This is a genomic window from Pseudomonas sp. EGD-AK9, assembly GCF_000465935.2.
Taxonomy (GTDB): Bacteria; Pseudomonadota; Gammaproteobacteria; order Pseudomonadales; family Pseudomonadaceae; genus Aquipseudomonas.
In genome coordinates this window covers 1-24,321 of sequence record NZ_AVOF01000252.1, presented here as the reverse complement: position 1 = coordinate 24,321, position 24,321 = coordinate 1, and the positions used below count along the sequence as shown (strand labels likewise).

General features: G+C 66.2%; 20 protein-coding genes and 2 pseudogenes. 7 read left to right on the top strand and 15 right to left on the bottom strand.

Annotated features, from left to right (window positions below):
* Positions 1-44: 44 nt before the first annotated feature.
* Together N878_RS12990 and N878_RS12985 are read right to left on the bottom strand one after the other, a co-directional pair.
* Positions 45-839 carry a hypothetical protein gene (locus tag N878_RS12990; RefSeq protein ID WP_021444081.1) on the bottom strand — a complete coding sequence of 265 codons (795 nt, stop codon included), beginning with the start codon at positions 837-839 and terminating at the stop codon, positions 45-47.
* A 68-nt stretch (positions 840-907) separates the two neighbouring features.
* Positions 908-1,132 (bottom strand): annotated as a pseudogene (locus tag N878_RS12985) (zinc-dependent alcohol dehydrogenase); the annotation flags it as partial.
* A gap of 278 nt (positions 1,133-1,410) precedes the next feature.
* Here N878_RS12985 and purE point away from each other — a divergent pair.
* The 7 genes and pseudogenes from purE to N878_RS29545 form a co-directional block, all read left to right on the top strand.
* On the top strand, positions 1,411-1,902 hold the full coding sequence (purE, locus tag N878_RS12980) for a 5-(carboxyamino)imidazole ribonucleotide mutase (RefSeq protein ID WP_021444079.1): 492 nt from the start codon (positions 1,411-1,413) through the stop codon (positions 1,900-1,902).
* A 4-nt stretch (positions 1,903-1,906) separates the two neighbouring features.
* Entirely contained in the window at positions 1,907-2,992 is a 1,086-nt protein-coding gene (locus N878_RS12975) for a 5-(carboxyamino)imidazole ribonucleotide synthase (protein ID WP_021444078.1), read from the top strand.
* A 56-nt stretch (positions 2,993-3,048) separates the two neighbouring features.
* Positions 3,049-3,813: an ABC transporter substrate-binding protein gene (locus tag N878_RS12970; protein ID WP_021444077.1), complete on the top strand. Its 765-nt coding sequence runs from the start codon at positions 3,049-3,051 to the stop codon at positions 3,811-3,813.
* A 67-nt stretch (positions 3,814-3,880) separates the two neighbouring features.
* Positions 3,881-4,126 (top strand): GlsB/YeaQ/YmgE family stress response membrane protein, encoded by a 246-nt coding sequence (locus tag N878_RS12965; RefSeq protein ID WP_021444076.1) that lies wholly within the window; start codon positions 3,881-3,883, stop codon positions 4,124-4,126.
* A gap of 99 nt (positions 4,127-4,225) precedes the next feature.
* Positions 4,226-4,762, top strand: coding sequence for a DUF3299 domain-containing protein (locus N878_RS12960; RefSeq protein WP_021444075.1), 537 nt, complete (start codon positions 4,226-4,228; stop codon positions 4,760-4,762).
* Positions 4,763-4,962: 200 nt separating this feature from the next.
* Positions 4,963-6,531, top strand: a complete 1,569-nt coding sequence (locus tag N878_RS12955) for a choice-of-anchor I family protein (protein ID WP_021444074.1) — start codon at positions 4,963-4,965, stop codon at positions 6,529-6,531.
* A gap of 116 nt (positions 6,532-6,647) precedes the next feature.
* A pseudogene (locus N878_RS29545) lies at positions 6,648-6,870 on the top strand (FAD/FMN-containing dehydrogenase); the annotation flags it as partial.
* Between the two features lie 10 nt (positions 6,871-6,880).
* Here the strand turns inward: N878_RS29545 and N878_RS12950 are convergent.
* The 13 genes from N878_RS12950 to N878_RS12890 all read right to left on the bottom strand — a co-directional run.
* Positions 6,881-7,924, bottom strand: coding sequence for a tetratricopeptide repeat protein (locus N878_RS12950; protein WP_021444073.1), 1,044 nt, complete (start codon positions 7,922-7,924; stop codon positions 6,881-6,883).
* Complete coding sequence (locus tag N878_RS12945; protein ID WP_256218088.1) at positions 7,914-10,934, bottom strand: hypothetical protein; 3,021 nt, start codon at positions 10,932-10,934, stop codon at positions 7,914-7,916. Before N878_RS12945 ends, N878_RS12950 begins: the two co-directional genes overlap by 11 nt.
* A gap of 32 nt (positions 10,935-10,966) precedes the next feature.
* A complete protein-coding gene (locus tag N878_RS12940) occupies positions 10,967-11,428 on the bottom strand; it encodes a hypothetical protein (RefSeq protein WP_021444070.1) in 462 nt (153 codons plus the stop codon).
* A gap of 20 nt (positions 11,429-11,448) precedes the next feature.
* Positions 11,449-13,539, bottom strand: coding sequence for a type VI secretion system tip protein TssI/VgrG (gene tssI, locus N878_RS12935; RefSeq protein WP_021444069.1), 2,091 nt, complete (start codon positions 13,537-13,539; stop codon positions 11,449-11,451).
* A gap of 38 nt (positions 13,540-13,577) precedes the next feature.
* Positions 13,578-14,552, bottom strand: a complete 975-nt coding sequence (locus N878_RS12930; RefSeq protein ID WP_021444068.1) for a serine/threonine-protein kinase — start codon at positions 14,550-14,552, stop codon at positions 13,578-13,580.
* Positions 14,549-15,277, bottom strand: a complete 729-nt coding sequence (locus tag N878_RS12925) for a PP2C family serine/threonine-protein phosphatase (protein ID WP_021444067.1) — start codon at positions 15,275-15,277, stop codon at positions 14,549-14,551. The genes N878_RS12930 and N878_RS12925 overlap by 4 nt, the downstream gene beginning before the upstream one ends.
* On the bottom strand, positions 15,277-18,816 hold the full coding sequence (gene tssM, locus N878_RS12920) for a type VI secretion system membrane subunit TssM (RefSeq protein ID WP_021444066.1): 3,540 nt from the start codon (positions 18,814-18,816) through the stop codon (positions 15,277-15,279). Before tssM ends, N878_RS12925 begins: the two co-directional genes overlap by 1 nt.
* Positions 18,813-19,694 (bottom strand): type IVB secretion system protein IcmH/DotU, encoded by an 882-nt coding sequence (gene icmH / locus N878_RS12915; protein ID WP_021444065.1) that lies wholly within the window; start codon positions 19,692-19,694, stop codon positions 18,813-18,815. The genes tssM and icmH overlap by 4 nt, the downstream gene beginning before the upstream one ends.
* 2 nt (positions 19,695-19,696) lie before the next feature.
* Complete coding sequence (gene tssK / locus N878_RS12910; protein ID WP_021444064.1) at positions 19,697-21,028, bottom strand: type VI secretion system baseplate subunit TssK; 1,332 nt, start codon at positions 21,026-21,028, stop codon at positions 19,697-19,699.
* Positions 21,025-21,507 carry a type VI secretion system lipoprotein TssJ gene (tssJ, locus tag N878_RS12905; protein WP_021444063.1) on the bottom strand — a complete coding sequence of 161 codons (483 nt, stop codon included), beginning with the start codon at positions 21,505-21,507 and terminating at the stop codon, positions 21,025-21,027. The genes tssK and tssJ overlap by 4 nt, the downstream gene beginning before the upstream one ends.
* Before the next feature lie 5 nt (positions 21,508-21,512).
* Positions 21,513-22,709 carry a type VI secretion system-associated FHA domain protein TagH gene (tagH, locus tag N878_RS12900; protein ID WP_021444062.1) on the bottom strand — a complete coding sequence of 399 codons (1,197 nt, stop codon included), beginning with the start codon at positions 22,707-22,709 and terminating at the stop codon, positions 21,513-21,515.
* 20 nt (positions 22,710-22,729) lie between these two features.
* Entirely contained in the window at positions 22,730-22,864 is a 135-nt protein-coding gene (locus tag N878_RS12895; RefSeq protein WP_021444061.1) for a hypothetical protein, read from the bottom strand.
* Positions 22,865-22,911: 47 nt separating this feature from the next.
* Positions 22,912-24,321, bottom strand: a 1,410-nt coding sequence (locus N878_RS12890; RefSeq protein WP_021444060.1) for a sigma-54-dependent Fis family transcriptional regulator, incomplete at its 5' end; no start/stop codon positions are given.

Here is a 24,321-nt window from a genome sequence, read left to right as displayed (position 1 = left end):
AAGAAGCATGCCGGGGTAGGGGGGGCCCTGCCCGCCAGTGGCGATCAGCGGTTGCGCAGAATCGCGTTGATGAAGTCGCCCTGGTTCGGCTCGTCCTTGCGCGTGGTGAACAGCAGCTGGCCGTTTTCCTCGCGCAGCTTCATCGCCTCGCCGAAGCGGCATTCGACGCCCTTGATACTGCGCGCCTCGGCCTTGTACGGCGCGGCACGCTCGCACAGGTAGGCGATCTGCCTGACCACCTCGCCGCAGAAGTGCGGCACGCTCAGGCTCATCAGCCGCTCGTCGTCGATGGCGTTCCAGTCCACCCGGGTCGCCAGCGGCGTGTCGCAGGCCTGCGAGGCCTCGCGGTCCATCTGCTGCAGGCGCTGGCTGTAGTCCTGCAGGCGCTTCTTGCGGTCGAAGGCGGCGAAGCGCGCCTGCAGTCCGGCCCTTTCCTGGCGCTGATAGAGCGCCAGCAGGTCGTCGAGGTTCAGCGCCTGGGTCTGCGCCTGGTCGTAGCCCAGCTCGAAACCCGGGGTGTCCGGCAGGTTGAGCTGATAGCTCTCGCCGCCCCAGGCACGCCGGCGGTTGAGCAGGCTGTAGTCGCGGCCGTCGAGGCGGATGGCGTAGTCGCGCTGCTCGTGGCCCAGCTCGCGCACCTGGGTGAGGAACACCACCTCGTCGAGCGGATGATTGATGCCCCTGACCTGTACCAGGGCCTGCCGGCCGTCGGCGCTGGGGGCGAGGATCAGGCTGACGCCCTGGCCGGCGTCGAACGCCTGCGGGTGCTTGGCCAGCTCCAGGGCGGCGACCTGCAGCGAGCACAGAGCCAGGGCGACGAACGAAACAGGCTGCTTCATGGCGATACGTCCTTGTACGGGTGAAGAGTGCGCAGTATAGACCGCGGCGCCGCCGCGGTCGGCGCAGGCTAGAACTGCAGCACCACCCGCCCCTCGATCTGGCCGCCGCGCTTGCGCGCGAAGATGGCGTTGATATCGTCCAGCCTGTCAGCCTGCACCGTGGCCTTGACCAGGCCCTCGCAGGCAAAGTCCAGCGCCTCCTGCAGATCGGCCCGGGTGCCGACGATGGAGGCGGTGATGCCGATGGCCTTGAGCACCACGTGGAAGATCGGCGCGGGGAAGTCGCCCGGCGGGGCACGCCGGCATTGCTGCAGAGCAAGGTTCGGGTGGCTTTTCCCCGCTGCCACAGCTTGCATGACAAACGGTCATGGCTAGTGCCCGCCAGCCGCGGCTTTGCGTTATACTGCGCGGCCTTCGGCCGGCTGCACCCGGCCACCTGTCGCTCACAAGCCACGCCGGTTCTCCCGCGTGGCTTGTTGGTTTTTGACGCGCCGACCGGCGCCGATAGTTAACGCGCCGCAAGGCGCCGATATTTGCCGCGCCGCAAGGCGCCCGATAGAGAGGCACGACGATGAGCGCACTGGTTGGCGTGATCATGGGCTCCAAGTCCGATTGGTCCACCCTTAGCCACACCGCCGAGATGCTGGACAAGCTGGGCATCCCCTACGAGGTCAAGGTGGTCTCCGCCCACCGCACCCCGGACCTGCTGTTCCAGTACGCCGAACAGGCCGAGGAACGCGGCATCCAGGTGATCATCGCCGGCGCCGGCGGCGCCGCCCACCTGCCTGGCATGTGCGCGGCCAAGACCCACCTGCCGGTGCTCGGCGTGCCGGTGCAGTCGTCGATGCTCTCGGGCGTCGACTCGCTGCTGTCGATCGTGCAGATGCCGGCCGGCATCCCGGTCGCCACCCTGGCCATCGGCAAGGCCGGCGCGGTCAACGCCGCCCTGCTCGCCGCCAGCATCCTCGGCCACCAGCACCCGCAGTTCCACGCGGCGCTCAAGCAGTTCCGCGACGAGCAGACCGAGACCGTGCTGAGCAACCCGGACCCGCGCGAGGCCTGATGCGATGAAGATCGGAGTAATAGGCGGCGGCCAGCTGGGCCGCATGCTGGCCCTGGCCGGCACCCCGCTGGGGATGAACTTCGCCTTCCTCGACCCGGCGCCGGACGCCTGCGCCCAGGCCCTCGGCGAACATATCCGCGCCGACTACGGCGACCAGGATCACCTGCGCCAGCTGGCCGACGAGGTCGACCTGGTCACCTTCGAGTTCGAGAGCGTGCCGGCCGAGACCGTGGCCTTCCTCTCCCAGTTCGTGCCGGTCTACCCCTCGGCCGAGGCGCTGCGCATCGCCCGCGACCGCTGGTTCGAAAAATCCATGTTCAAGGACCTGGGCATCCCCACCCCGGACTTCGCCGATATCCAGTCGCAGGCCGACCTCGATGCCGCGGTGGCCGCCATCGGTCTGCCGGCGGTGCTCAAGACCCGCACCCTGGGCTACGACGGCAAGGGCCAGAAGGTCCTGCGCAAGCCCGAGGACGTGGTCGGCGCCTTCGCCGAACTGGGCAGCGTGCCGTGCATCCTCGAGGGCTTCGTGCCCTTCACCGGCGAGGTGTCGCTGATCGCCGTGCGCGCCCGCGACGGCGAGACGCGCTTCTACCCGCTGGTGCACAACCGCCACGACAGCGGCATCCTCGCCCTCTCCGTGGCCAGCAGCGCGCATCCGCTGCAGGCGCTGGCCGAGGACTACGTCGGCCGCGTGCTGGAGAAACTCGACTACGTCGGCGTGCTGGCCTTCGAGTTCTTCGAGGTGGACGGCGGCCTCAAGGCCAACGAGATCGCCCCGCGCGTGCACAACTCCGGGCACTGGACCATCGAAGGCGCCGAGTGCAGCCAGTTCGAGAACCACCTGCGTGCCGTCGCCGGCCTGCCGCTGGGCTCCACCGCCAAGCTGGGCGAGAGCGCCATGCTCAACTTCATCGGCACGGTACCGGCGGTGAGCGAGGTGGTGGCGATCAAGGACTGCCATCTGCACCACTACGGCAAGGCGTTCAAGGTCGGCCGCAAGGTTGGCCACGCCACCCTGCGCAGCGCCGACCGCGCCAGTCTCGACACCGGCATCGCGGCCGTCGAAGCGCTGATCGCCAAGGGCTGAAACGGCGATTGGCGACTAAGCTCTTGGACGACGGCCGTCGTCCAAGAGCCCCCTCCATGAAGCGCCTGCTCGCCCTGCTGCCCCTGCTGTTCGCCATGACCGGCGTCGCTGCACAGGAGGTGCTGCGCGTCGATTTCCGCGAACGCCTGCCGGAGATGCGCGTCGTCGACGGCCTGCCCAGCGGCCCGCTGATCAGCGTGCTGGAAACCGCCGCACAACGCCTCGGCGTGCGCCTGCACTGGCGCCAGGCGCCCTTCCTGCGCAGCCTCGACGACCTGCGCTCGGGGCGCGTCGACCTGGTACCGCGGGTGCTGCTCACCGAGCAGCGCCGCGCCTATATCCACTACCTGCCGAGCATTGGCAGCCAGCGCCTGAACGTGCGCTTTATCGTCCGCCCGGGACGCGAAGCCGAACTGGCGCGCTACGCCGACCTGTACCGGCAGAACCTGGGGGTCAAACGCGGCACCGCCTATTTCGAGCCGTTCGACAGCGACGACCGACTCGGTCGCGTCTACGCCAGCGACGACGCGCAGCTCGCGGCGATGTTCCGCGCCGGCCGCCTCGACGCCCTGGCCATTCTCGACCCGGCGGCCATCGAGGCGCAGTTCGCCGCGATGAAGTTCCGCGACTACAGCTACGCGCAGTACGCCCACGAACAGCTGCTCGGCAACCACTTCGGTGCCTCGCTCAAGCGCTACCACAGCGACCACCGCGCCCTCTACGAACGCCTGGGCGAGGAACTCCAGCGCATGCGCGAGCAGGGCGAAGTCAGCCTGATCTACCACCGTTACGGCGTACCGGCGCCGGACATGGCGAACTGACAGCGCCTCGCGCCTGTCTCATGCAACGTCTGCCGCACGCGCGGCGCCCCTCAAGGAGAAACGCCACATGGGTATCATCGGCACCATCTTCATCGGCCTGATCGTCGGCCTGATCGCCCGCTTCCTCAAGCCGGGCGACGACAGCATGGGCTGGATCATGACCATCCTGCTCGGCATCGGCGGCTCCATCGCCGCCACCTACGGCGGCCAGGCGCTGGGCATTTACCAGGCCGGCCAGGCGGCCGGTTTCGTCGGCGCGGTGATCGGCGCCGTCGTTCTGCTGATAATCTACGGCGCCATCAAGAAGGGCTAAGCGCTCCTCTGCAGGAGCCGGTTGGCCGGCGATGTTGCCGTCAACAATCGCCCGCTTGGCCGGCTCTGGCTTTTCCGCCGTCACGAGACTCCACCCACCATGCGCCACCTGCTGCTCGCCCTACTGCTGCTCACCGGCCTGGCCCACGCCGAACTGCCGGAAACCGACTGGCTCGACCTGATGCCTCCCGAGGACCGCCAGGCCCTCGAAGAAATGCCCGAACTCCAGCACCAGGGCCCGGAGGGCGACAGCACCTTCTACGCCCCGGGCGGCCTGCGCCAGCAGGAGCAGAACCTGCCGGCGGTGATGTACTCGAGCAAAACCGTGGCCGAGCTGGACGGCAAGGCCCTGCGCCTGGGCGGCTACCCGGTGCCGCTGGAGAACGACGAGCAGGGCAACAGCACCCTGTTCTTCCTCGTGCCCTACCCCGGCGCCTGCATCCATGTCCCGCCACCGCCGCCCAACCAGCTGGTGCTGGTGCGCTACCCCAAGGGCATCCCGCTCGAGGACATCTATGCCCCGCTGTGGGTCAGCGGCACGCTGAAGGTGGAACAGGTCAGCAACGACCTGGCCGACGCGGCCTACGCCATGGACGCGGGCGAAGTACGCCTGGTGACCGACGAAGACCTCTACTGATCGCCCCGGAGCCCGCGCATGCGAGCCGTCGCAAACCGCGCAGTGGGCTCGCCTGACTGTCACGGACAGGGTGTCGGCCTCCCATGCGGCTCGGCCTCCGTTGCGCGTCGTCGATTCGCCATGCAACCGCCATCACTCGGTCATCCTGCCGACATACGCCTGTCCCATCCTGCTCCCTCCAACCAGACAGGGAGCCTTCCATGCACAAGTCAGTTCTCGCCGCCGGCCTGCTCGCCTGCGGCCTGGCCCAAGCCGCCGCCTCGCCCAAAGCCATCCAGCTGAAGCCGCTCGGCAGTTACACCAGCGGCCTGTTCGGCCAGTCGGCAGCGGAGATCGTCGCCCACGACTCGGCCAGCCAGCGGCTGTTCGTGGTCAACGCCGCCAGCGGCCTGATCGACGTGCTGGACATACGCGAGCCGAGCCGGCCCACATTACTGTTCAACCTCGACCTGTCTGCCCATGGCGGGGCGGTGAACAGCGTCGCGGTGCGCGACGGGCTGATCGCCGCAGCGGTGGAGAACCGGGTGAAGACCGAGCCCGGTCGCGCCGTGTTCCTCGATCGCGACGGCCAGGTACTGGCCTCGGTGCAGGTCGGTGCCCTGCCGGACATGCTCGTCTTCACTCCGGACGGCAAACACCTGCTGGTGGCCAACGAGGGCGAGCCGAGCGACGACTACCTGACCGATCCGGAAGGCTCGGTGAGCATCGTCGAGCTGCCGAAGGACATTGCCAAACTGACCCAGGCCCAGGTCCGCACTGCCGACTTCCGCGCCTTCTCCCGCGCCGACCTGGCCCCTTCGGTGCGCATCTTCGGCCCCAACGCCAGCGTCGCCCAGGACCTGGAGCCGGAGTACATCAGCGTCGCCCACGACTCCAGAACCGCCTGGGTGACCCTGCAGGAAAACAACGCGGTGGCCGTGCTGGATATCAAGCGCGGCCAGTTCAAGGCCATCCACGGGCTCGGCCTGAAAGATCACAGTCTGACCGGTAACGAGCTGGACGCCAGCGACCGCGACAACCAGATCAATATCCGCAACTGGCCGGTGCTGGGCATGTACCAGCCCGACGCCATCGCCAGCTACCAGTACCGCGGGCGCACCTACCTGGTCACCGCCAACGAGGGCGACGCGCGCGACTACCCCGGATTCAGCGAAGAGGTGCGCCTGGGCAGCGCCAACTACCCGCTCAGCCCGCTGCACTTCCCGGACGCCGCCAGCCTCAAGCAGAACGCCAACCTTGGCCGCCTGACCGTCTCCACTGCCAGCGGCTACAACCCGGCCAGCGGTTACTACGAAGCCATCCACGCCTTTGGTGGACGTTCCTTCTCGATCTGGAGCGAAGACCTCACCCAGATCTACGACAGCGGCGCCGACTTCGAGCGCATCACCGCCGCGGCCAATCCGCAGTTCTTCAACTCCGACCACGCCAGCAACAGCTTCGACAACCGCAGCGACAACAAGGGCCCGGAGCCGGAGGGGGTGACCCTGGCCAAGCTGTGGGGCAAGACCTACGCCTTCATCGGCCTGGAGCGCATCGGTGGAGTGATGGTCTACGACATCAGCCAGCCGCAGGCGCCGCAGTTCGTGCAGTACTTCAACAATCGCGACTTCGCCACCACCCCGGGCAGCGCCACCGCGGGCGACCTGGGTCCCGAGGGGCTGATGGTGATCGAAGCCGAGCACAGCCCGATCGGCGTGCCGCTGCTGGTGGTGGGCAACGAAGTCAGCGGCACCACCAGTTTGTTCCGTATCGATCGCCAGCATCGCTGAACGGGGCCGGCGGCAGAGAAAAGGCCGGCGGACGCGTCTGGCCTTTTAGATTCACGGAGGACCATTTGCCCTCTACTGACGCCAGACCGGCTAATGGGCGTCCCCTTTTTCTCCAGGCAGTCTTCCTCGCCGACATCAGCCGCATGCCCAGCGTCATCGCCCCCTTGTCGCCCTGCCGAAGATGCGCGACTACAACTACCGCATCCTCCTCGACCGCGACGCCCGGCTGGCGAGGGCGAAGTGCTATGGTTGCAGTTGCAAGATGGGCGCTTGGTGGCGCAGCGGGCATTCAAGGAGGCCGGTGCGCTGGAGCAGGCATTGGCCGCAGAGCGGCCCTGACCGCTGCGCGCTATTTTCTCTCCAGCACGCGCAGCGGGATCCTCGCCTGCTTCTGGGCGGCGAGCATTTTCTCGTAGTACTGGTTGTAGGCTTCCCGAGCCTGCTCCCGCTCGTCCAGCGCCCAGTGCGCATCCGCCAGGTTGAGGTAGGCAACGACCCTGTCCGGGTGTTTCCGGGTGATGTGTTTCAGCAGTTCGACCGCCTCCGGGTAATGACCGGCCTGCTCGAACAAGAAGCCGAGGTCGTTCGACCAGCCGACCCTTTGCGGGAAATAGTATTTCTCGACGATATAGCTTCTGGGGTCGCAGGCGCCGTCCTCCTCACCGGCGAGAAAGTAGCCGACGAGAGTCTTCAGTTCTTGCTCGTTACCGGCCTTGTAGGCCCTCAGAGCCGTGTCGAAGTTGCTGGCGACCGTCTCCGGCATCAGCTTCTCCGCCGTGACGGCAGATGATCTCTGATGCGCCAGGCGCAACGCCCTCAATGCGTCGAAGGCGCGGGCGCCATCGAAGTCGGCGACCGACGTGACGCCAACGGCCTTGCTGTCGATCGCATAGCTGCTCAACAGCGACTGGTCACACTCGGTGTTGTTTTCGTTCAGCAGCACCTGGGTCAGGTCGAAGGACTTCGTGGCGCCGTCGTACCTGAACTTCAGGTTGAAGTTGTAGGCGCCATTACCCTCTTCCCGGGTGGTCAGCAGCAGGTGATCCCCGGCCTTGTTCACGGGTGAGAGCAGGGTATGGCGTTCACCTTGCAGATCGACCACCGTCGACTTGCCCTGGCGCTCAGCGAGCAGATCCGCCATGTAGCCGTCGTGGCTGTGGGGCGAATACTCGTTCTCGATGCGTGGCAGAGCGCTTTCTGTGTCGAGCACCACTGCGCCTGAGTGATCGATGATCAGCAGGCGCTGCGCACCGGCGTCGTTACCGTCTGCAATGCGCAGCTCCTGCAGCACGGACAGGCCTTCGGGGCGTATAGCTTCGGCGTGGGCGATGACACTGGCCAGGGCCAGGGTCGAGGCCAATGAAAAATGCAAAGTGCTGAATTTACTGCGCATTTTTCAGTATCCCGTAGATGAATTCGAAGTTCTCTTTGCGCTTGTCATAACTCTTGGTATGCAGGTTCACGACCTTGGTGATCTCGTCGGTATGGGTTGTGCTGTTGCCCGATTCCGCGTTCAGGCTTTGCCATTCCCAGAAGCCCAGGGCAGTCAGCAGGCCATATTTGGTTTCCAGCACCTGGTTCGGGTTGGCGACGATATTGATGTTCTCGTTGGGTATCTTGGCTTTCAGCAGACGCTCGACCGCCTTGTAGTTTTCCTTCCAGGTGAGCTGGATGAAACCTTTACCCTTGTAGGAAAGGCCTTCCGCACAGCCACCGGGAGTCAGGTGGAAATTCTGCCCAGGTACGCTGCAGCAGTAGATGCGCTTGGCGATCTCGTCTTCCTGCGGCAATTGCGAATAGGCGTAGTTCTTGATGATCCTGTAGCCACTCTTGGCGCTGGCGGGCAGGGCGTTGTACTGCTGCATCGAGATGCGTTTGTAGCCCAGCTCCTCCGCTTCCTGCGGGTAGGTATTGAAGTATCTGCCGAACAGGCTGCGCAGCGCAGTCGTCGAATACCACAGGTCTTCCTCCTTGCCCACGAGGGCGTCGCCCACTTCGGCTTTGACCTGGGCAAAGAACTGGGACATGCGCTCGGGCGTGTTGACCTCGAACAACCCGGCGTACTTGTTGAACAGTGTCCTAACTTCTTCCCGTACGGCTTCCTGCGAGGACGGGAAGATCTTCTTCATGTTCTCGGCACTGATCAGCTCGCCTCCCGGAGCGGCTGAGAGGTTCTGCATGATCACCAAGTTGATCGAATGGAAGTGCCAGGCCTTGCCCGCCGCATCGAGCTTCAGGCTGCCGGCCACATCGCTCCACCAGCTCAGAGTCTGGATGCGCTTCTTCTCTTCGACCCAGTCCTGGTTGGGGTCATCGGCTGCGTGGCCCATCAGATCGTCGAGTTCGTCCCAGCGCGCAGCATCCCAGAACCACTCGCTGTCGTGCCGTGTGACGAGCTGCGAGATGGATTGGGCATGCCAGGGCTTTTCCAGTGCTGCCTTGACTTCTTCGGAGGTCATCTTGCCGTCGCGGTTGGTGTCGATGATGTCGTAAAGACGGCTGCGCACCGGGCCTTTGTCGGACTGGTCGATGGCGCCCTGGTAGCTTGCCTGTTCATCCTCGGAGAGGCGGCGAGCCGCATTGAGGTAGTAGGCCAGCCCCGAGCGGGGGGGATCGGTATCTTCGAGAAAATCGAAACCTTCCCATTCCCACGGGCTGTGGCGAGTGGTGATCAGTTCCTGCTCCGCCAGCCAGCCGTTAATCGGCTTGCCGTCCTTGTCGGCCAGTAGATCGTCGAGTCGCCACCAGTAGACTTCGGGCGTGCAGCCGGTTGCTGTATTGCTAGCCGGAACTTTGATCCTGCCCTCGGCCGGGATCGCGTTCAGCAGGCTCTGCGGCAGGATCAGGTCGACGCCGATCTGGGTACCTTCATCGCTCAGTTTCGGCGGGTTGTCGCTCTTGATGTCATCGCGGTGGGCAATCAGCTTGCTGGCCCCGGCGTGGATCTTGAGCAGGCTCTTTTCCTCGTCCGGCAGGCTCTGCGCCCAGGTGCGGCTCTGGCTGACGAACGCAGGCACGTCCTCGCAACTGAAGACCTCCAGGTGCAGCAATTCCTGAGGCGAGCCGTCGCTCTGATTCTGGTACTTGCCGACATGGCCGATCAGGTCGCCGGCCTTGATTGGCACGGGCGGATCGAGAAGCACCACCGAGCCCGTGGCCTTGGGCTGCGATTGAGACGTCAGGAAGGAAGACGCGACATAGCCCGGCAGGCTGCCGTCCTCCTTTGGCGTTAGGGCGGGCAGGTCATTGCCACTGATCACCTGTTCGAGCTTGAGGAAGGCGCCCCCGCCCGAGGCGCGAATCTGAGCGCCCTTGCTGAGCTTGCCGAGGATCGAGGCATTGCTGCGGGCTTCGGCCCTGACATTGAGTTCGCCGCTGCGAGTGTTGACCGTATAGATACCGGCACCCCAGAAGGTCGGTCGCGCCAGCTTCTCGTCCTGGCGGTAGTCCTTCCAGCACTTGAGGTGCATGTACAGGCTGTAGAGGGTCAGCTTCGGCGGCTTGGGTTTCGACTCGTCAGTGGTTGCCGGGGCCTTGGGCTGCAGCGTATGCCTGACCAGGACGAAGCCGGTGGAAAACGGCGCCCTGATCTGCAGTGGTGGCCGGCCGGCGTAGGTGCTGACGGGGTACTCGTCATCGATGCGATAAGCGACCACTTCACCATGGGTGATGCAGCTGACGCGGCTCTGATCGAAGGCTTCGGATGTACCTTTGTCCAGATGGATGCCGCCATGCCACAGGCCATTTCCACCGATGGGGTAAAACCCGGCCCTAGCCTTGCTTAATGCGGTCAGATGTTGCAGCGCATTGCCTGCAAACGCCGTGCATGGGTAGCACCAGTCGCCCTTGACTGCGCTTTCACCGCCACCGGCAATGTCCGGATTTTCCTCGTCCGGGTTGAGAGTGCCGCTGACCATATCGGCGATATAGCGCTTGAAATCGGCTTCCTCAAGCTCGGCATGGACATGGATGGCGCCTACCTGGTCCCCCGATCTATCCGTTGTGGCTTGAATGCCTATGTGCTGGCCATAAGTGATGGCATCGCCATCGTTGACCTTAAACGTAGGATGAAGGTGCAGAATTTGCCCGAGCAACTGGCCGTTGCTGGGCGCATCGTAGATCTTCAATGTGCCGAAGGAGCGGCTGGTCTTGGCATAGCCGGACAGCGGACTGGGAACCGGGACAGATCGGTTACTGCCATCAACCAGCAATACGAAATCCTTCTTGATAAGTGTGCGCCCACCGATATAACGCACCTCTTCAAGCTTTCCGTTGATGACCTCATAGTCTCGGTTGGCTTCGCGCTCTTTGGAGGGATGGTGCTTAGCGAGGTCTTCGTAGCGGTTCACGTCCTCGATGCGGTTTCCAACACTTTCAACGATTTTGTAGCGACGCCTTGTCATGTCTTGTCCTGGGTTTTAATCGTGTTGAACGGTTAGAGGCCGCAGGCCGCTCCGAAGGTCTTGTATGTCTCTGTCTTGCCGCCCAAGTCGAAGGTGAGGTCGACGTGCCGGTCATCCGACTCGTTGTATTCCGAGTGATTGAACTGCCTGACGGTCGTGAGCGTGGCGCTCACGTCGGCATGGGCGTAAGCCGCGCCAGTCTCGGAGATCTCGGTCTGTTGCAGTTCCTGGACGGTGCCGGCGATCTTGACGAACAGCACCTCGTCGATCTCAACGGCGATCGGCTGGGCGTCGGGCAGCGCCCCGTAATGCTCATCGGCCGGTACCAGCGCGCAACGGTAGTTCTCGATTCCGCCCCCTTCCTGGTATTGGGTGACGGCTTCTTGGTAGGTGATGGGTTCGAGTTCGAGAGCGGCGCAACCCGCCAGATACCCGCACGACAGGATGCATAGCAGTACCTGGCGGGCGGTGTGTTGTAAGGGGTGTTTCTTCATCCTGGTATTCATCGTTTGGTTCAGCCCGAAAAATTCATGGTTCTCTTCACTTTCTTGCTGGGGTTGAGCAGATTGGCGAATGCCTGCTCCAACAAACTCCCCGCCTTGTCGCTATCGGCCATACCCGGCAGCACCGGCGGCTTGATCTTGAGCCCCGAGCCCTTGCCTGGCGAACCCCCGGCGTTGATCCTGGCCAGCGGGCCGGAGATGGTGATGCCGCCGGGGTCGAGTTTGATGAAGCTGCCACCGGCCTTGATGGTCAGTTCGATGCCGGCTTCGATGACCATTTTCTGCCCGGCTTTGAGGTGAATCTCGCGGCCGGCCTTGGTCAGTTGTGCGGTGCCCAGCTTGATGTGCTGGTCGGTGGCCACCGTCAGGTGGTCCTGGGGCTTGACCTCGACCTTGCGGTCGGCGGTGACGGTCAGGTGTTCCTCGGCCAGCAGTTCGGTGTAGCTGTTCTTCTCCACGGTGTCGTGGCGTTCGTTGCCGACGCGGATCTTCTGGTCGTGCTCGATGTTTTCGTCCCAGTCGCGCTGGGCGTGGAGGTAGATCTGCTCGGCGCCCTTGCGATCCTCGATGCGCAGTTCGTTGTAGCCCCCACCGCCTGGGCTGCTGAGGGTCTTGAACACGCTGCGGGTCTTGTTCGCCGGCAGGTCGTAGGGCACCACGTGTTCGGCGTGGTACAGGCAGCCGGTGACCAAGGGTTGGTCGGGGTCGCCTTCGAGGAAGGTGACCAGCACTTCCATGCCGATGCGCGGGATGGTGATGGCGCCGTAGCGGTCGCCGGCCCAGCTGGAGCTGACCCGTAGCCAGCAGCTGGTTTTCTCATCCGCCTGGCCTTCCCGGTCCCAGAAGAACTGCACCTTCACTCGACCATATTCGTCGCAGTGGATTTCTTCGCCAGCCGGGCCGGTGACCACGGCGCTCTGGCTGCCCAGCACGCGGGGTTTGGGGTGAGCGAGTTGCGGGCGGTAGGGCACGTTCCAGGGCGTGGCGGTGAAGCGGTTGCGGTAGCCTTGGGTGAAGTCGGCGTCGCCCTTTTTCCCCTCTCCCCGAAGGAGCGAGGGAGCCGATCTGCGTCGTGTCAGATCGCTCGTGATCGACTCCTCCAGCACCTGCGGTTGCTTACCTTCGTGCAGCACTTCGGTGAGCAGCCAGAGGTCGTTCCATTCGCGGCGCGGGTGTTCGGAGATTTCCAGCAGGTGCCCCGTAACCAGCCGCGGCTGGTCGCTCTGGCCTTCGAGTTGCTGGTAGTCGGCGCGGTGGCGTTCCAGGGCGCGCTTGGCCAGGTGCTTGCCGCGGGTGCGGTCGGTGTAGCAGCCGGGGTAGTCGTAGTCTTCCAGATCGGGCAGGCCGTCGTTCTCGCCGGCCTGCTCGCCCTGGTAGGCCGTCTCCAGCAGCAGGCGCGGCTGCTGGAAGTCGTAGTCGCGGCGGGTGGTGCTGCGGGTGCGGGTTTCCAGGCGCAGGGCCAGGCGCTTGATCACCGGGTCATCGGCGGTCATGCCGCTGTCCTGGATATAGGGCGTGGGCTGGCCGAGCTTGGCGAAGGCGGTCTGGTCGTCGCCGAAGCACAGTACGTGGCCGCTTGCGCTGTGCTGGAAGTGGTAGTGGATGCCTTCCTCCTCGCACAGGCGCTGGACGAAGTGCAGGTCGCTCTCGTCGTACTGCACGCAGTACTCGCGCTGCGGGTAGACGCTGGGGCCGAGCTGGAACTGGTAGCGGCCCTGGACGATGCCGTGTTCTTCCAGCACCTGAGCGACTATCTGCGGCACCGTCAGGTGCTGAAAGATGCGCTGGTTGGTGCGGTGCGCCAGATAGGCGAGCTGCGGCACGATGGCCAGGCGATAGCGGGTCAGGCGTTTGCCGGACTCGCCCTGCTCGACCCGGTGGATCAGGCCGTGGATGCCGTCGCCATTGGGGCTGAAGGCAAGGAAGGCGCGCTGATGCAGCAGACTGGTCAGATCGAGATCCGGCCGTTCACTGATCAGCTCGACGTCGAAGCGATAGGGCTGGCTGATGGCCTCGCGGCCGCTGAATTCGAGCACCTGCAGATCGTGCTCGACGCCTTCGATGGTCAGGCTGAAATGGGTTTCATTGGCCGGGTTGAACATGTGCGTATCCTTTCGAGTGAGTCCTTTTCAACAGCCTGTTATGCCTTCTTGCCCAGCCAGCTGCGCAGACGTGAGGCCGGTGGCCGGCGAAACGCGTCGAGCAGCTCGCTGCAGCCGATCTGCCGCTGGCTTTCGTCGAAGGCCAGCGCGGTGCGCAGGGCCTGCCAGCAGTGCAGCGGCACCTGCGCCGGGCGTTGCAACTGCCTGTCCAGCTCCATGCTCTTGGCCTGCTTGGCGCTGAGGCGGCGGAACGGGTGTTGTCCGCTGGCCAGCTCGACCAGCACGCAGGCCAGCGCATAGACATCGGCAGCCGCCGACAGCGGCGCGCCTTCGAGCAATTCCAGCGCGGCGTAGCGCGGCGTCCAGGCGGCGATGCGGCTGCGGCACAGGCGCGGCAGACCGGGCAGCAGGCCCTCCACCGGCTGGCCGAGACCATAGTCGAACAGGCGCAGGCCGTCTTCGGCCAGCATCACATTGCTGGGCTTGAGATCGCCATGCAGCACGCCCAGCTGGTGCGAATAGCACAGGGCTTCGAGCAGCGGGATGGCGATGCCGCGCAGCTCGTCCCAGGGCAGGCCCTCGGGGCGTTCGCAGAGCAGCTGATCGAGGGTCAGGCCGCGCAGCAGTTCCAGGGTGATGAAGGCGCGCTGACTGGGAATGTCCACCTCGAAACCGAACAGGCGCACCACGTTGGGGTGGCTGAGCCGCGCAGTGAGAGCGAACTCGCTGTAGAGCAGGGCGTTGGCGTCCGGGTACTCGGCGAAGTCGTCGCTCAGGGTCTTCAGCGCGACATAGGGCTCGGGGTCGCCGAACTGTTCGCGCAACAGATCGCGCGCGCGGTATACCGCGCCCATGCCGCCGACGCCGAGCAGACGCTCGATCCGGTAGCGGCCGCCGAGCACCTCCGGCAGCTCGCCGGGGGCCTGACGCGGCGTTTCGCGCACAGGCTCCCTGGCGGCGGTGGCGGCCAGGGCGAAGTAGGTGAGGTCGCTGGCTTCGGCGGCTTCGATCATTGGCGGATCACCACGGCACTGAGGTTGTCACGGGCCGGGCCGTCGAGCACGCGCTGGAACAGGCGCTCCACGGCCAGGTGCGGCGAAGGCAGGTTGAGGCAGGCGCCCAGCTCGTCGGCGGAAACGCCCTGATAGAGGCCGTCGCTGCACAGCAGGAAGACGTCGCCGGGCAGCACGTCGAGTTCGAGAATGTCCAGCTGCAGGGTTTCGCTGGCGCCGATGGCGCGGGTCAGGGCATGCGCCGCCGGGTGGCGCGCGGCCTCCTGCGCCGTCAGGCCCTGTTCGTCGATCAGTTGCTGCACCAGCGAATGATCACGGCTGAGCTGATACAGACGCGCACCGCGCCACAGGTAGCAGCGGCTGTCGCCGGCCCAGACGCAGGCGGCGCGGTCGCCGTCGAGCAGCAGGGCGACCACGGTGCTGCCGATCACCGTGTCCGGGCGGTCGGCGGTTACCGTCAGCTCCTGACCGAGACGATGATTGAGCCGGTGCAGCGCCTGACGCAGCGCCACCAGACGCTGCTCCAGGCTGCCCTGTGCCAGCTCGGCCAGCTGCTCGACGATCAGGCGGCTGGCCAGGGCGCCGTTCTGGTGCCCGCCCATGCCGTCGGCCACCACCCACAGGCCCTGCTCGGGCAGGGCCAGGAAGGCGTCCTCGTTGCGCGCGCGCACCTTGCCGGTGTCGGTGCGCGCGGCGCTGCGCCAGGCGTTGGCGACTGCCGCCATCAGAGCGTCGCCGGCAGCTTGAAGCTGCGCAGCAGGCCGATGTCGAACGGGTTCGGCGAGCGCTGGCTGTGCAGCAGGTAGTTGGCGTGCAGGCCGCCGAGGTTGGCCTTGAGGATCAGCACGTCACGACCGCTGTGGTAGTCCACGTCCATCAGGTCGAGCAGGCGGAACAGCGACCAGGGGCCGGTGTTCTTCTCGATGCCGACGCGGCGACCGCCGAGTTCCTCGACCACCAGGCTGGTGCGGTCTTCCTCGCTCGCCGCCGGCCAGCGGAAGGCGGTGGCGACGATCGGACCGTGGCGGTATTCCAGCTGCTGCTTGCCGAAGCGGAAGTCGGCGCGGCTCAGGCTGGAGTCCAGCGAGTAGGGCTCGAGCTTGAACAGCACCTGCGGCTCGACCGGGTTCTCGGCGAAGAAGCTGCGGCGGATCACCTGGGCGCGGCTCATCTGCAGGAGGAACTCGCGCGACAGCGGCAGGCCGCGGCCATCGACGCGGCGCAGGCGATACTCGTCGGCGCTGCCGCTGACGAATGGGCGCAGGTACTGGTCGAAGAAGCGCTCGGCGATGCCCTGGGCCTTGAAGAACTCGCGGAAATCCGCCACTGCCACGTCGCTCTCGCTGTGCGCGCTGAACGGATAGCGCTGCTTCAGCGAGTTGTCGTAGGCGGCGTACAGCTCGCTCTGATAGCGCTGATTGAGGAAGTGGTAGGCGTCGCCCAGCACCAGGGTCCAGCTGTCCTCGGCCAGCAGCGCCAACCAGTTGCCCACCGGCTGCGGCAGGCGCGCGGCGGCGCTGCGCACCTGGTTGATCGCATCGCGCTTGCCGGCCATGCGCGCCTTGGCCATCTCGAACGCAGCCTGGTCGCTGGCACCGGCATTGGCCAGGCTGGCCAGCTGACGCTGCAGTTCGTCCAGCGCCTGCAGGCTGGCGGCCAGTTCGACACCGGCGCCGCCGTTGTCGTCGAGCAGCTTGTGCAGCACTTCGAAGCGGCGCTCCAGAGTCTTGCGCGCGGTGTCCGGGGTGTTCTTGGCCAGGGCCTGCTGCGCCTGTTCGGCGGCGGCACTGGCCAGCTTGGCGGCCTTGCCCAGCTTGCCCTTGGCGCCCTCCAGCGCTTCGGCGGCGGCACCAGCGTCGTCGGCGGCCTCGGCCAGGCCCTTGAAGCGGGTGTTGTCGCGCACTTCCACCAGCAGTTGCAGCAGCGGCGAGTTGGCCGCGGTCAGGCCGCCGAGCAGGGCGGCACCACGACCGGCACTGCCGATCGGCTCCAGGCTGAGCTGGGCGATGGCCTCGCCCCAGTAGTTGCCGTAATCGCGGAAGTAAAGCTGCTCCAGCTCTACCATCAGGCGGCCGAGGTCTCCGGCGCTGAGGCTCTCGCCCTCGCCCAGCACCCAGTTGTCGCGCAGGATCTCGCGCACCAGGTTGCCGCCCTGGGCGGTGAGGGTCTTGCTGTAGCCGGCCTGGGTGTAGAAGCCGGGGATGGCGTAGTCGCTGCCATTGATCAGCCCGGCCTGCGGCCCGAGCTTCTGGCTCAGACGGTAGTCCGGCAGGCTGCGCGCCTGTTCACGCAGCATGCGATAGACCACATTGGCCAGCGACTCGCTGCGCAGCACCTGGCGCGCCTGGGCGACCAGCTGGGCGTTGAGCGCATAGGGCGCGAAGGACTCGTCGAGCAGACGGGCGAAATGGGTGTTGAGGCCATGCTGCGCCGGGCTGTTGCCGGCATAGCGCAGCGACCAGTCGGCGGCCACCCACTCCTTGAGAAAGGCGGCGTCGCGGCGCTCTTCCAGGTTGAGCATCAGGTAGGCGCGCAGGCTGCCGAGCAGGCGCTCGCGGTCGCCGAGGTTGGCGCGGATCTGCGCCTCCAGCTGCCGCGCCACACGTGGCAGCAGCAGGGTTTCCAGCTCGGCGCGGTAGGTCGAATAAACGGCCGGATTGACCGCCTCACCCTGGAACAGACCGGTGCGCTGCAGGTAGGACACTTCGCCCTTGGGCGGGAACACCAGGGTGGCGGCGTAGCTGCTGTCCAGCGCCTTGAGGGTCTGCAGGGCGTCGTCCTGCGGGTTGATCGCCTGGTGCTCGCGGGTGAGCTTCTGGGCGATCTCGCGCAGCTGTTCCAGACGCCCGTGGTTGGCCGAGAAGCCGCTGGCCCAGAGCACGCCGAACAGCGCCAGCACGGCGAAGGCGGTGGCATACATGGCACGCTGGCCCCAGTCGATACGGCGCACTTCCTTCTGGTCGAGTCCGGCGAGGTCGGCCTCGGGGAAGATCACCCGGCTGAGCAGGTGGTTGATGAAGCGTGCACGGCCCGTGCGGAAGGTCGGCAGCGCGCTGCCGGCCAGGCCGAGGTTGCGGCCGATGCCGGCGGTCAGCGGGTCGAGCTGTTCGTTGAGCTGCGGCGCGCTGGTCAGGTAGAAGCCGCGCAGCTTGCTGGCGCGCTGGTAGCGGTTGCCGGCGAACGCCAGCTCGATGAACAGGCACAGGCGCTCGCCGATCTGGCCGAGCTGGTGCGGGAAGTCGAGGATGCGGCCACGGCGCTGGGTGTCGCGCTCCTGGTGCATGCGCAGGATCACCTGGCTGTTGAGGCGGCGCAGCAGTTCCTCGAACTCCTGGCGCACCACGCTCACGTCGCTGGCGTTCTGCTCCTTGCGGAAGCTGGCGCCGAGCACCTGCTCGCTCTCCTCGCGCGACAGCTGGTCGAAGAACTCGTCGAAGCCCAGCACCTTGTCGGCCTTGCTCAGCACCAGGTAGACCGGCACGTCGGCACCCAGGCGCTGATGGATCTCGTGCAGGCGCTGGCGGGTCTGGCGGGCCAGGGTTTCCAGCTCCACTTCGCTGCCGCCCTGCAGCTGCTCGACCGGAATGCTCACCAGCACGCCGTTGAGCGGGCGCGCGCGACGCTGGCGCAGCAGGCCGAGCAGGGTGCCCCAGGCGCGGCCGTCGACCTGCGCGTCGGGCTGGGTCAGGTAGCGCCCGGCGGTGTCGATCAGCACGGCGTGATCGGCGAAGTACCAGTCGGCATAGCGGGTGCCGGAGACGTCCTTGGTCAGGCGCTGGCTGTCGCCGCGGTTGAGCGGGAAGTCCAGGCCGGAGAAGTCCAGCAGGCTGGTCTTGCCGCTGCCCTGCGGGCCGAGCAGCAGGTACCAGGGCAGGTCGTTGCGCCACTTCTCGCTGCGCCCGCGGTACAGGCTGGAGCGCTTGAGGGTGCGCAGGGCGTCCTTGAAGCGGTGGCGCAGCTCATTCTGCTCCTCGCCGATCTGCTCCTCGCGGCGCAGGCGCTCCTGCGCCTCGGCGTCGTTCTCCTCGGCCTTCTTGCGTGCGGTGGCGCGCCAGCTGGCGAACACCATGGCCAGGCCCCAGAGCAGGAACAGCAGGCTGATGGTCAGCAGACGGCTGGTGGCCGACTCCCAGAACTTATGGTCGTTGACCGCCAGCAGCGGGCCGACGAACCACACCAGCAGGGCGAGGACCAGCACCAGCAGCAGGCTCCAGACCCAGGTCTTGCGGAAAAAGGCGCCCAATTTGGCGAAGAAGCTCTTCATTTCACGTCATCCATGCTGACACCCGAGGCCGGGTCGAGTTGCTGATACGGCTTGAGGACGGTGTCGCGCTGCTCGCCGAGCACCCAGGCGAAGCCGGCGTACATCATCACCAGGCACATCAGGGTGAACAGCGCCACCAGCCACCACGGCACGATGCGCACCAGGCGCCGGCGGGTGTCCTTCAGGCCCTGCCAGTGCGGTGAGACTTCGCGCGGCACGTCGCCGCGCAGCTGACGGATCTGCCGGTAGAGGCTGTCGCGCACCGCTTCCAGCTCGAGCATGCCGCGCGGCAGCACGCGGTACTTGCCCTCGAAACCGAGCGACAGGCACAGATACATCAACTCCAGCATCGGCAGGTGCTTGACCGGGTTGCGCGACAGGCGCTCGAGCAGCTGGAAGAACTTCTCGCCGCCGAAGGTCTCGTTATGGAAGGAGGACAGCAGGCTCATCTGCGACCACTGGCTCTCGTTACCCCAGGGCGTGGTCACCACGGCCTCGTCGACCACGGTGCACAGCACGTAGCGCGCGGCCATCACCTGGCTGCTTTCCGCGCCGTCGTGCAGGGCGCGGTGTTCGAACAGCTTGATCTCGCGGGTCAGGCGCTGGTTGAGGGCATCCAGGTCCTCGCTGTCGAAGCTGTGCTTGAGCCGCACCACTTCCGAGAGCAGCGCGGAGGCCGCCGCCACCAGGGGGTTGAGGCTGATGTTGAAACTCTCCGCCGGGCGCAGGCGCGCGGCGAAGATCATGCGTTCTTCCAGCTGCTCGAATTTCGGCGGCGCGCTGAAATCGGTCAGCGGGCTTTCGGCGCGGGCTTCGCCCTTGCGGTTGAGGATGACCGTCTTGTCATCCTGGCCGTATTCCATTTCCTTGATGGTCATCGTCAGTTCCTGATCGCCCAGAATTTCAGCTCAAGCCCGGAGAACTCGCCGGACACGTGGAAGGCGAAGCCGCCGGAGCGTTCCAGCTGCGCCAGTTCCTCGGAGCTGAGCTCCAAGGCGAAGTAGGTCTTGCCCGAATGGAAGGGGATCTGCCGCGGTGCCACCGGCAGCGGTTTGACCTTGATCCCCGGCAGGTGCAGGTTGACCAGCTGGCGGATGCGCTCCACCGGGCCGACCTTGAGGTGTGCCGGCAGGCGCTGGCGCAGCTCCTCGGAGTCGCACTGGGCGCTGGCGGCGAGCACGAAGCTGGAGGTGCCGAGTAGCTTGTGGTCGTGCAGCGGCGACACCTGGATGCCGTACTGGCGCTGCTGCAGGAGCATCTCGATGGCGTGCTGTTCGAGCACCATCGACAGCACCTGGCGAATGGCGTCCATCAGCTTGCGGAAGCTCATGCCCTGGTCGCTGTGCAGGTAGCGGCCTTCCAGGCGCGGGCGCTTGGTCTCGCTGGAGAAGGTGGCCAGCTCGCCGAGCAGGCCGACCAGTTCGCGGTAGATCTGCTCCGGATGCACCTGCTCGACGCCCAGGTGGTGACGCAGGATCGGCTCGTAGCGGTTGATCAGCTGCAGCATCATGAAATCGCCGACCTCGGCGCCGCCCACCTTGCCGGTGGCGCGGATGCGCTCGGCGAGGATGTCGCCGCGGTGGGCGAGCATGCTGATCACTTCCTTGAGGCAGCTCAGCAGGTAGCCGGAAGCCTGGAAGTTGACGTAGGTCGGGCTGAACTCGGGGTCGAGGCTGATCACCCCGTCCGGCGTGGTGTCGAGCACCTCGCACAGCTTGAGCTTCACATAGGCCTGGTCGCTCTGCTGCTCGCCGAGCAGCAGGCGAAAATCCGGGCGGCCGGTGCTGACCTGACTGTGGCTGCTGTCACCGGCGTTGCAGTCGGCGACTTCCTCGTCGAAGGCGACGTAGCGCGCCAGCACGTCCTTCTGCTCCGGGCGGCGGCTCTCGATATGGTTGCCGGTGACCAGCGGCAGCGCCAGGTACACCGGGGTGTTGCCGGTGTTCGGCGGCACGTCCAGGCCCAGCGGCTCGCGCTCGGCGCCGAGGTCGAAGAGGCTGCCGTCGGGCAGCACGCCGCTGGCCTTGCTCACCACCAGCTTGCCCATGTTGAGGAACTGGCGGTCGATCTCCAGCTCGAAGAAGCCCCAGGCGTAGCTGGCCAGCTTCTGCGTGCGCACCTTGAGCTGGTACTCGAAGTAACGATCGTTCTGCTGGAAGTGCTGCGGGCGCAGCAGCATGCCCTCCTGCCAGATGACTTTATGCTGGCTCATCGGCTTTGCTCCTGCTCGGCATCGAGGTTGCGAATGCCGCGCTCGTCGAGGCGCAGGCGCGCCTGGTTGCGCTGCTGCGCGTCGATGGCGATGACGTAGCGCCAGTTGGCTTCCGGCAAGTCGCGGTAGGCGGCGAGCACGCCGACGTAGCGGCTGCCTTCCTGCACCGACACCTTGAGTTCACGGGTCTCGCCCGGGCGCAGCTCCAGTTCTTCCAGCGTCACCAGGTCCGGAGCCAGGGCCTCCTTGGGCCGCTGGTAGAGGGAGAAGAAATCGGCGTTCTCGAAGGCCACCGGGTGCTTGAGCTCCATCAGGCGCAGCACGATGGGCGAGGGGCGGCCGTTGAGATCGGGGTTGAGCTGGTCGCTGCCGGCCAGGCTCAGGTCCAGCTTGGTCATGCTCGAATAGGGCGACAGCGCGGCGCAGCCGGCCAGGCTCAGCAGCGCGGCGATGCAGGCGAGGGAAAGCAGGCGAGGCATGGGCATCATCCTTGAAGGTCGGTATTGAGGGTGGCGATCAGGCGAACCTGCTCTTCGTAGGCGCTGGCGAAATCGCGGGTGAACAGGCGGTCGCTCCAATCGTCGTTCTGTTGCAGGTCCGCATGCAGGCGACGGTAGGCGCGCCAGCGGCTGCCGGCAGTGGCGAGCAGCGGCTTGCGGCCGTTGCGTTCGAAGCGCATGGCCAGCTGCTCCGGAGCGAACTGCTCGAACATGCCCTTGACCGCCGCGCGGCTGGCGGCGAGCAGCGCCACCTGGTGCGCCTGCAGGTCGCGAAAGCCGCGACTGATGGCCTGTTCGGCGAGCAGCTGACCGGGTTTGCCGCCACGCAGCAGGGCGCTCAGCGTCTCTCCGGCGTCCAGACCCTGCTTGAGCGGGTTATTGCCGGCGCCCTGCACGGTGGTCAGGGCCAGACGCAGCTCATTCTTCAGCTCGCCGCGCGTGCGCAGGGCCTGCTGCAGACTGCCGACGCTCTGCCTGAGCAGCTTGGCGGCATTGAGCGCCAGGGCTTCGCGGGCCTCAATGTCGAGATCGTCGAGGCGAACGCCGAGGGCATCGGCGAACTTCTCCCAGAAGCTCGGCGGCAGGCGCTCGGGCTCCGGCGCGGGTTTCGGCTGGGCTGGCGGCGTCGGCATCACCAGCTCGGGCACCAGCAGGTTTTCCTCGTCGATCTGCGCATAGTCGCGCTGCTGCGCCTGGGCGGTGCTGGGGCGCAGCACGGCGGTCAGGTCGTCCACCTCGGCGTAGACGCGCTCCTGCTGCTCCAGCGCGGTGAGCGGATCGAGGTCGAGGAAGGCGTCGTCGGGAATGATGCTGCCGGCCGCCTGCGGCAGGCCGATATCGCCCTCGAACATGGCCGGGTCGCGCACCAGCCGCGCACGGATCTCGAAATCGCCCAGGCAGTACACGCTGCCGTGCTCGATACGCTGCGGACGGCCCTTGGCCAGGCTGGCGCCGCTGTCCTTGAGGGCGATGCCGTTACTGCTGGTGTCGGTAAGAAAGAACGCGCCATCGCGATAGCTGACCTCGGCGTGGCGGCTGGAGAGGATGCGCTTGCGATCGGGGATCACCCAGTCGCACTCCTCGGCACGGCCGATCACGCCGCCGGCCTGTTTGAAGGTCTTGGTGGTCAGCAGCCCCGGCACGAACTGCTGTGCGCTGACCATCTCGAATACCAGTTCCATGGTGACTGTGCTCCTAGCGGTCAGTGGCCGCGCTTCTCGGCTTGCGGATCGCCCAGCGGGCGGTATTGGTCGTCGCTGAACTTGTAGTTGCCGGTGCAGCCGGCCAGGACGATGGCCAGGGCCAGCAGGGCGGCGGTCCGGTAGCGATGCAGCATGGAATGCGCTCCTTGGATGAAAGTGAGTGGAAGAGGGGCGGGCATGTTCAGACCTCGCTCGGGCTGATCTTCAGCCGTTGCATGCGGTACAGCAGGGTGCGCCGGGGCAGGCCCAGCTCGTTGGCGGCATTGGTCTGGTTGCCGCGGTTCTTGCGCAGGCAGTCGAGCAGCAGGTTGCGTTCGAGCCGGTCCATGCGCTCGCGCAGGCTTAGCGGCGCGCTATCGGGGTTCTGCGTGTGTTCCAGGTTGAAGTGCTCGGGCAGCAGCTCGCCGCCCTCACACAGCAGCACCGCGCGCTCGACCAGGCCTTTGAGCTCGCGCACGTTGCCGGGGAAGGCGCAGCCGGCCAGGTGCTCCAGGGCGGCGTCGCTCCAGCGGCAGGCGTCGCGCTGCAGCAGGCCGCTGGCGGTGCTGGCGAAGTGGCGGGCGAGCAGCAGGATGTCCTCGTCGCGCTCGCGCAGCGGCGGCAGCTCGATGGGGAAATGCGACAGGCGATAGAACAGGTCTTCGCGGAAGCGGCCTTCCTCGACACGTTTGCGCAGTTCCTGGTGGGTGGCCGCGACGATGCGCACGTCCACCTTGTGCGTCTCGCTGCTGCCCAGGGGACGCACTTCGCCCTCCTGCAGCACGCGCAGCAGCTTGGCTTGCAGGGTCAGCGGCATGTCGCCGATCTCGTCGAGGAACAGGGTGCCGCCATCGGCGGCATCGAACAGGCCCGGCTTGTCGCGGTCGGCACCGGTGAAGGCGCCGCGGCGGTAGCCGAACAGCTCGCTCTCCAGCAGGTTCTCCGGCAATGCTGCGCAGTTCTGCACGATGAACGCCTTGCTGCGCCGCGCGCCGCAATCATGGATGGCGCGGGCGACCAGCTCCTTGCCGGTACCGGTCTCGCCGGTGAGCAGCACGCTGACCGGGCTGTGCAGCACCTTGCCGATCAGTTGATAGACGCGGCGCATGGCCTGGCTCTGGCCGAGCAGGCCATAACCGCTGGCGCAGGGCGTGCCTGGAACAGGCGAGACGGTTTCAGCACTGGCGGCACCGTCGGCAGCCGGGGCGCGCAGGCGCTGCAGCAGTTGCAGCTGGGCCAGGGCGAAACGGCCGAGCTGGGCGAAGGAGGCGGTGAAACCCTGCAGGCTGCGCCGCTCATGGCTGGCCACCAGCAGCAGGCCGCGGGTATGGCCGGCGCCGTCGTGCAGCGGCAGGCACAACAGGCTGCGCCAGGTGCCCTTGCCCTCGGGCAGGCAGGCGATGCTGTGCAGGGCGCTGTCCAGCTCATCGATACACAGCACCTGGTTCTGGCACAGGCAGTACTGCAGCAGCTGTTCGCCGTCGTAGTCGCTGGGCAGGCTGGCCGCCTCGCGCGGTTGCAGCAGGCCGTCGAGCCACTCCGCGCTCATCATCAGGCGGGTATTGGTGTGATCCAGCAGATACAGCTGGCCCAGGGCGCAGTCGGCCAGCTC

What these genes read in the sequence shown, in the direction of transcription:
- N878_RS12990 (WP_021444081.1), bottom strand. Translation starts at nt 839, where the DNA reads ATGAAGCAGCCTGTTTCGTTCGTCGCCCTGGCTCTGTGCTCGCTGCAG.
- purE (WP_021444079.1), top strand. Translation starts at nt 1,411, where the DNA reads ATGAGCGCACTGGTTGGCGTGATCATGGGCTCCAAGTCCGATTGGTCC.
- N878_RS12975 (WP_021444078.1), top strand. Translation starts at nt 1,907, where the DNA reads ATGAAGATCGGAGTAATAGGCGGCGGCCAGCTGGGCCGCATGCTGGCC.
- N878_RS12970 (WP_021444077.1), top strand. Translation starts at nt 3,049, where the DNA reads ATGAAGCGCCTGCTCGCCCTGCTGCCCCTGCTGTTCGCCATGACCGGC.
- N878_RS12965 (WP_021444076.1), top strand. Translation starts at nt 3,881, where the DNA reads ATGGGTATCATCGGCACCATCTTCATCGGCCTGATCGTCGGCCTGATC.
- N878_RS12960 (WP_021444075.1), top strand. Translation starts at nt 4,226, where the DNA reads ATGCGCCACCTGCTGCTCGCCCTACTGCTGCTCACCGGCCTGGCCCAC.
- N878_RS12955 (WP_021444074.1), top strand. Translation starts at nt 4,963, where the DNA reads ATGCACAAGTCAGTTCTCGCCGCCGGCCTGCTCGCCTGCGGCCTGGCC.
- N878_RS12950 (WP_021444073.1), bottom strand. Translation starts at nt 7,924, where the DNA reads ATGCGCAGTAAATTCAGCACTTTGCATTTTTCATTGGCCTCGACCCTG.
- N878_RS12945 (WP_256218088.1), bottom strand. Translation starts at nt 10,934, where the DNA reads ATGACAAGGCGTCGCTACAAAATCGTTGAAAGTGTTGGAAACCGCATC.
- N878_RS12940 (WP_021444070.1), bottom strand. Translation starts at nt 11,428, where the DNA reads ATGAAGAAACACCCCTTACAACACACCGCCCGCCAGGTACTGCTATGC.
- tssI (WP_021444069.1), bottom strand. Translation starts at nt 13,539, where the DNA reads ATGTTCAACCCGGCCAATGAAACCCATTTCAGCCTGACCATCGAAGGC.
- N878_RS12930 (WP_021444068.1), bottom strand. Translation starts at nt 14,552, where the DNA reads ATGATCGAAGCCGCCGAAGCCAGCGACCTCACCTACTTCGCCCTGGCC.
- N878_RS12925 (WP_021444067.1), bottom strand. Translation starts at nt 15,277, where the DNA reads ATGGCGGCAGTCGCCAACGCCTGGCGCAGCGCCGCGCGCACCGACACC.
- tssM (WP_021444066.1), bottom strand. Translation starts at nt 18,816, where the DNA reads ATGAAGAGCTTCTTCGCCAAATTGGGCGCCTTTTTCCGCAAGACCTGG.
- icmH (WP_021444065.1), bottom strand. Translation starts at nt 19,694, where the DNA reads ATGACCATCAAGGAAATGGAATACGGCCAGGATGACAAGACGGTCATC.
- tssK (WP_021444064.1), bottom strand. Translation starts at nt 21,028, where the DNA reads ATGAGCCAGCATAAAGTCATCTGGCAGGAGGGCATGCTGCTGCGCCCG.
- tssJ (WP_021444063.1), bottom strand. Translation starts at nt 21,507, where the DNA reads ATGCCTCGCCTGCTTTCCCTCGCCTGCATCGCCGCGCTGCTGAGCCTG.
- tagH (WP_021444062.1), bottom strand. Translation starts at nt 22,709, where the DNA reads ATGGAACTGGTATTCGAGATGGTCAGCGCACAGCAGTTCGTGCCGGGG.
- N878_RS12895 (WP_021444061.1), bottom strand. Translation starts at nt 22,864, where the DNA reads ATGCTGCATCGCTACCGGACCGCCGCCCTGCTGGCCCTGGCCATCGTC.